The sequence below is a fragment of the Mesorhizobium sp. M7A.F.Ca.US.002.01.1.1 genome (assembly GCF_004022955.1).
Taxonomy (GTDB): Bacteria; Pseudomonadota; Alphaproteobacteria; order Rhizobiales; family Rhizobiaceae; genus Mesorhizobium; species Mesorhizobium ciceri.
Map to the genome: position 1 here is coordinate 1 of NZ_RZQE01000425.1, position 5197 is coordinate 5197.

Genomic DNA, 5197 nt, shown 5'->3' on the forward strand with positions numbered 1-5197 from the left:
CGTGAAAACGGGCTTCTGATAGATTTTCTTCATCGACATTCCCCTTTGCCAATAATGTGTCACTCTTTGCCTTCCGCCGGGCAGCGTGTCAATCGCGCAACAAAATGCCGCCACCTTTCGGCAGCAGGCCGGTCACGGCGGTATGTCGATGGCCATCACCGCCCCCACGGAAGGAACGCTGATGGCATTCCAACTTGCCCATCGTTTTCGGATGATTAACAAAAAGGGCAATTATGTAACTGACAAACCCGGCTCTTATTGGCGCTGGCTGTCAGGAAAGATCTGCCTGCGCCTTGCCCTTGCCGATAACCTTTGCTTGCCTACTGTCCCGACCATGAGAGGAGGCAAACATGGAACGGCTTTACCCGGTAGCTCTCGTGACGCTGTTTTGTAGCTTGATGATATTCGGAATGGCGGTGACGGTCGCGAGAACCCACAAGAAGACTGGCATACTGGCGCCCGCAATGACCGGCGACCCGCTCCTTGAACGAACCATCCGGGCACATGCCAACGCGGTGGAATGGTTTCCTATCTTTATGCCGTCGATGTGGCTGTTCGCGATCTACTGGAATGCCGCGTGGGCTTCCGGCCTTGGGCTGCTCTGGATGATAGGTCGGATTGCATATTTCGTAGGGTATCGCACCGCGCCCTTGAAGCGCTATCCCGGCTTCTTCGTCCAGTCGATTGCAGCCTTCGCGCTGCTTTTTGGCGCTCTGGGCCGGATCATCTATCTGATGCTCTAGGCGCTCCCCAGCCGCGGGAGAACGGCACGGTGCCTCATAAGTGGAGATAGGGTGCACCCACTCCGGTCGGTGTCGGGTCGGTAACATTGCTGGACGCGTTCGAGGGGCGCCAAATGCTCATCGCCTCCTATTACATGTGGTTCGACGGCCGGCCGGCAGCCGAGCAATGAGGGGTGCACCTTCTTCACGACGCAGGTGGCCCATTCGCGGGCTCGCGACACCCTCGCCGCCGAACGCTGGCGGTTGCCCTGGCTGGCGGTTGAGAAGAATTATGCCTTTGAAGGGCTGAAGGGCCGCGTGAGCCTGCTCGACCGCAAAGCTGCCAACGACAAACGCAGTGCCCCGAAACGGACCCTTGGTTTTTGGCGCACCCGACAGGATTCGAACCTGTGACCTCTGCCTTCGGAGGGCAGCGCTCTATCCAGCTGAGCTACGGGTGCTTTCCGGAATCCGGAAAACGAACCAGCCGGTGAACCGGCAAGTCACGGCTTCTTAGCGGAAGCGGGCGCGGGCTTCAACGGGCAATTGGAGATTGGCGTAGCGACTTGGCCCGGTGCTCCAGGCTGCGGCCTATGAGGTTACCGCCCCCGCCTTCACCGTCCGCCTTCCACGCACCGCCCGCTTCGGCTTCTTGGCGCCCGCCAGTTCGTGCATCGCGTCCAGCTGCATCTGCTGCATTTCGGCCAGGCGCGTCCATTGGCGCGAGATGAGGTAGTCGAGCTTTTCGTGCAGATGGCGCACTTCGAGCTCGGCCTTGAGGTTGACGCGGTAGTCGTTGAAGGAGCGCAGGCGGTCCTTGGACTCCTGCCGCCGCTGGCTCATCATGATGATCGGCGCCTGGATGGCGGCAATGCAGGAGAGCAGCAGGTTGAGCAGGATGAAGGGATAGGGATCGAAAGCGGCGCTCATGCCGGCGACCAGATTGATGCCGATCCACACCAGCAGCACGCTGCCGAACGATATCAGGAACCACCAGCTGCCGCCGAAGGCCGCCATGTTATCGGAGACGCGGTCGGCGAAGGTGCGGTGCTCCTCGAATTCTTCTTCCGAGTTTTCGGAAATCGTGTCCTGCCTGGCGATCGATTCGACCACCTGACGGTCGAGCTCGGAGAATTCGCCGTGCTCCTGCTGCAGCAGCTCCTCCATATAGCGCATGCGGTAGCGGCCGAGCTCGGCGCGGCTGATGCGGGCGCCGGCCGGCAGGTCGGGATGGTCCGAGCGGATGCGGTCGGCGAGGCTCGGGCGCAGCGTGTCGATGCGCACCAGATCGCGCTTGCGGAATTTGCGGCCCGATATCGCCGACGGCTTTTTCTTCGGCTTGCCACGGTGGGCGCCGGGGCCTGCCGGTTCGGAGTCCGGCACTTCGGGCGTGTCGAAGTGTTCGTCCGATACCGGATCGGCCTCCAGCTCACCGACGATCGGCGCCTCGAAATACTCGCCGCCGTCATCGTTCTGATTGTCTGCCGCCTGTTCGGGCGTTTTGGGGACGGTGCTCATGGTGGGCTCCTGAGGGTGCTGGGCGACGATAGACAGAGGTGGCGGCGCATAGCCAGCGCCGGGCACGGATTTCGCAGGCCGGACAAGTGTTTTTGATCGGAGAAGGCGATGTGGCTGGCGGCGGCTCGCCCCTCGGGGCGGGTGGAGACGTTCCAGATTGGCCGGAGCGGGAAGAACTTGCCCGATGTTTGCGCCAATCACCCCCCTCTGTCCTGCCGGACATCTCCCCCTCAAGGGGGGAGATTGGCTGTTGTCCCGGCTTTCGCCAATTTCCACCGTCACAGGAGTGAGCGGAGCGCCGAAGCTGCCAATCTCCCCCCTTGCGGGGGTTGAGGAGCGGTCCGCGCAGCGGGTGGAAAGCCAATTGCTTGGCTTTCCGAGCGACGAAGATCCGGCAGGACAGAGGGGGCGCTGTCCTGCCAACGTGCACAAGGTTCTGCAGGGCGGCGGGCAACAAAAAACCCACCTTGCGGGCGGGTCACGTTTCCAGTCGATCAATTGGCGCGACTCAGCACCATACCGAAAATAGTAGCATAGCTGCCCTCAGGGTCAAGAAAAAATTCCTATCGATATCCATCCCCGCACAGCCAAGCGCGATGCTTGCTACCGGCAGCTCGCCCTTCGCAGGCTCAGGGCGTTCGTCGTTCAAAAAGCCAAGCAATTGGCTTTTTGTCCGCTACGCGGACCACTCCTCACTGCTCGGCGAACATCAGCCTGGTCTTGGTGCCGTCCGCCGTCGGCGACAGGCTGCGCTGGATCAGCGCTTCGACATGGTCGTTGCGCTGGCGGGCTGAGTCGGCGCCCATCACCACGACGATCAGATTGCGGCCGTCGGCATTGTAGGAGGTGACGATGTTGAAGCCCGACGCCCTGATGTAGCCGGTCTTGATGCCGTCGACGCCGCGCACGCGGCCGAGCATGTCGTTGTGGCCGCGCACCAGCCGGCCGCGGAACATGAAGTCGCTTTCGGAGAAATAGTGGAACTGCTGGGGAAAGCGCTGATGCAGCGCCATGCCGAGCACCGCCATGTCGCGCGCCGTCGTCATCTGGCCATCGTCGGGCAGGCCCGACGCGTTGCGGAAGGTGGTGCTGGTCATGCCGAGCTGGCGCGCCCTGGATGTCATCATGGCGGCGAACTGATCCTCCGAGCCGCCGAGATATTCGCCGACCGCCACTGCCACGTCGTTGGCCGATTTGACGACGATGGCGCGGATCGCGGAATCGACGTCGATGCTTTCGCCGCGCCGGAAGCGCATCTTGGTCGGCGGCTGCGAGGCGGCATGGTCCGAAACCGGGATCTGCGTCTGCTTGCTGACGCGGCCGGACTCCAGTGCCTCGAACAGCAGATACAGCGTCATCATTTTGGTCAGCGAGGCGGGATAGCGCTGCGCCGTCGAGCTGACCTCGAACAGCTGCTTGCCGGTCCTGGCGTCGACCACGATGGCCGCATATCTCTGCGCCGGCGCGGGCACGGCCAGCACGCTGTCGGGCGGCGTCGTGGCGCAGCCGGCCAGCAGCACCAGCAGGGCTAGTGCCGCAAAAACTCTCTGGATGAGCGGAAGGGGGCGCAGGTAGGACAAGGGCTGGACTGTTCTGGGTCGGCTGTTGCTGAGATGAGACGACGCTAACGTAACGCGGCTGTTGCGTCCATTTGGTTAATGCCGGTTAGCCCCAGGATTGTCGAGCCGCGCAAGCTTGGCATCCGCCCCGAAAACGCCGGTTTTCCCGTGTCTTTGCTTGCCAAGGCCGCGTTTCCCGTGGGAAGGGGCGTGGTATCGAGGGCTTGGGGGCTTGGCATGACGAACATCGGGGCCGGGGGCGCTGCGCCCTCGCTTATCAGGGCATCACTCAGCCGCACCGGCAAATGGGCTGGCAGCGTCGCCTTTGTCGGGGGTGCCGTATCCGACATCCTCAATCCGCTGGCGCCGTTCGCCGCCTATGTCGCGCTGGTCGCCGCGGTGGCCGCAATCATCATCGCCATTGCCATCGTGCTCCGGCTGGTGCTGGCGGCCAAGGCGCTGCCGGCCTTGATCTTCGCCACCAGTGCGGCGGCCGTCGCCGGCGGCGTCTACGGCCTGCAGCAGCAGACCAACGCCCAGCACGGGGTGATCGCCAGCCTGGTGCCGGCCATTGCCGGGCTGCAGCAGTCGATGGGCATCGTTACCGAGAAAGTTGCGAAGATCGAGCAGACCGTCACGCAGACGCAAAAGACGGTCGAGGCGGTCAAGCAGTCGACCGACACGGTGGCGAAAAAGACCGACGAGATCGCGTCCGTCCAGCAGCAGCAGACTGAGCAGACGGCGGAAGTGCAGAAGACCACCGACGAGGTGAAGAAGGAGACCGAGACGCTGGTCGCCGGCCAGGCGCAGCAGCAGGCCCAGACCGAGAAGCTGCAAGCGACGACCGTGCAGATCGCCGCCTCGATCGACATCATCGCCAAGGGCTTTGCCGCCCTTGCCGCGCAGGGCGGGGCGATCGCCGAGCCGAAGCGGCCGGACGAGTTCTACCACAATGCGCGAGTCTACGAGCTGTCCGGCGACATGCTGAATGCGCGGCGCTCCTACCTCGCCTTTGCCGGCTTCGACGTCGACGCCATCGACCCCTATACGCGCTTTGCCACGCTGCTTCGGGTGCAGGACGGCAAGGCCGGCGCGCGCGAGGTGTTCGGCGCGCTTGCCGACAAGGGCAAGGCGCTGTCGATCAAGCTCGTGCATATCCAGCAGTTCGACGACGCCCAGCGCCTCGACAAGCTCAACGCCTTCGTCGCCGCCCATGCCGATTTCGCGCCGGCCTATTTCCTGCTGGCGCAGGAGTTTTCGGAGGACCGGCTCGGCGCCCAGACGCTGGCCGACAAGCGCAACGAGGCCAAGGCGCTGACCAAATTCATGGCCTACGAGAAGGATGGCGGGCTGCTCAAATATTTCGTCGACCAGACGCAGCTCGCCGACTGGCTGGAC

At 63.3% G+C, this 5197-nt stretch carries 4 protein-coding genes, 1 tRNA gene and 2 pseudogenes; 4 read left to right on the forward strand and 3 right to left on the reverse strand.

Going from position 1 to position 5197, the window contains the following annotated elements:
- Positions 1–148: 148 nt before the first annotated feature.
- From EN932_RS28540 to EN932_RS39140, 3 genes and pseudogenes are all read left to right on the forward strand, one after another.
- Complete coding sequence (locus EN932_RS28540) at positions 149–394, forward strand: hypothetical protein (protein WP_128336351.1); 246 nt, start codon at positions 149–151, stop codon at positions 392–394.
- The gene (locus EN932_RS28545) at positions 351–743 is read left to right on the forward strand and encodes an MAPEG family protein (RefSeq protein ID WP_013528384.1); all 393 of its coding nucleotides are present in this window, start codon (positions 351–353) and stop codon (positions 741–743) included. The genes EN932_RS28540 and EN932_RS28545 overlap by 44 nt, the downstream gene beginning before the upstream one ends.
- Positions 744–935: 192 nt before the next feature.
- Positions 936–1055 (forward strand): annotated as a pseudogene (locus EN932_RS39140) (DUF899 family protein); the annotation flags it as partial.
- Between the two features lie 51 nt (positions 1056–1106).
- Here EN932_RS39140 and EN932_RS28560 read toward each other — a convergent pair.
- The 3 genes from EN932_RS28560 to EN932_RS28575 form a co-directional block, all read right to left on the reverse strand.
- A tRNA-Arg gene (locus EN932_RS28560) sits at positions 1107–1183 on the reverse strand.
- 130 nt (positions 1184–1313) lie between these two features.
- Complete coding sequence (locus tag EN932_RS28565) at positions 1314–2240, reverse strand: DUF1003 domain-containing protein (RefSeq protein WP_127384865.1); 927 nt, start codon at positions 2238–2240, stop codon at positions 1314–1316.
- Between the two features lie 692 nt (positions 2241–2932).
- The gene (locus tag EN932_RS28575; RefSeq protein ID WP_127369641.1) at positions 2933–3820 is read right to left on the reverse strand and encodes a D-alanyl-D-alanine carboxypeptidase family protein; all 888 of its coding nucleotides are present in this window, start codon (positions 3818–3820) and stop codon (positions 2933–2935) included.
- Positions 3821–4036: 216 nt separating this feature from the next.
- Here EN932_RS28575 and EN932_RS28580 point away from each other — a divergent pair.
- Positions 4037–5197, forward strand: a pseudogene (locus tag EN932_RS28580) (methyl-accepting chemotaxis protein); the annotation flags it as partial.

Bases quoted from the DNA above. Each gene is read 5' to 3' on its own strand.
- EN932_RS28540 (WP_128336351.1), top strand. From the start codon at position 149: ATGGCCATCACCGCCCCCACGGAAGGAACGCTGATGGCATTCCAACTT.
- EN932_RS28545 (WP_013528384.1), top strand. From the start codon at position 351: ATGGAACGGCTTTACCCGGTAGCTCTCGTGACGCTGTTTTGTAGCTTG.
- EN932_RS28565 (WP_127384865.1), bottom strand. From the start codon at position 2,240: ATGAGCACCGTCCCCAAAACGCCCGAACAGGCGGCAGACAATCAGAAC.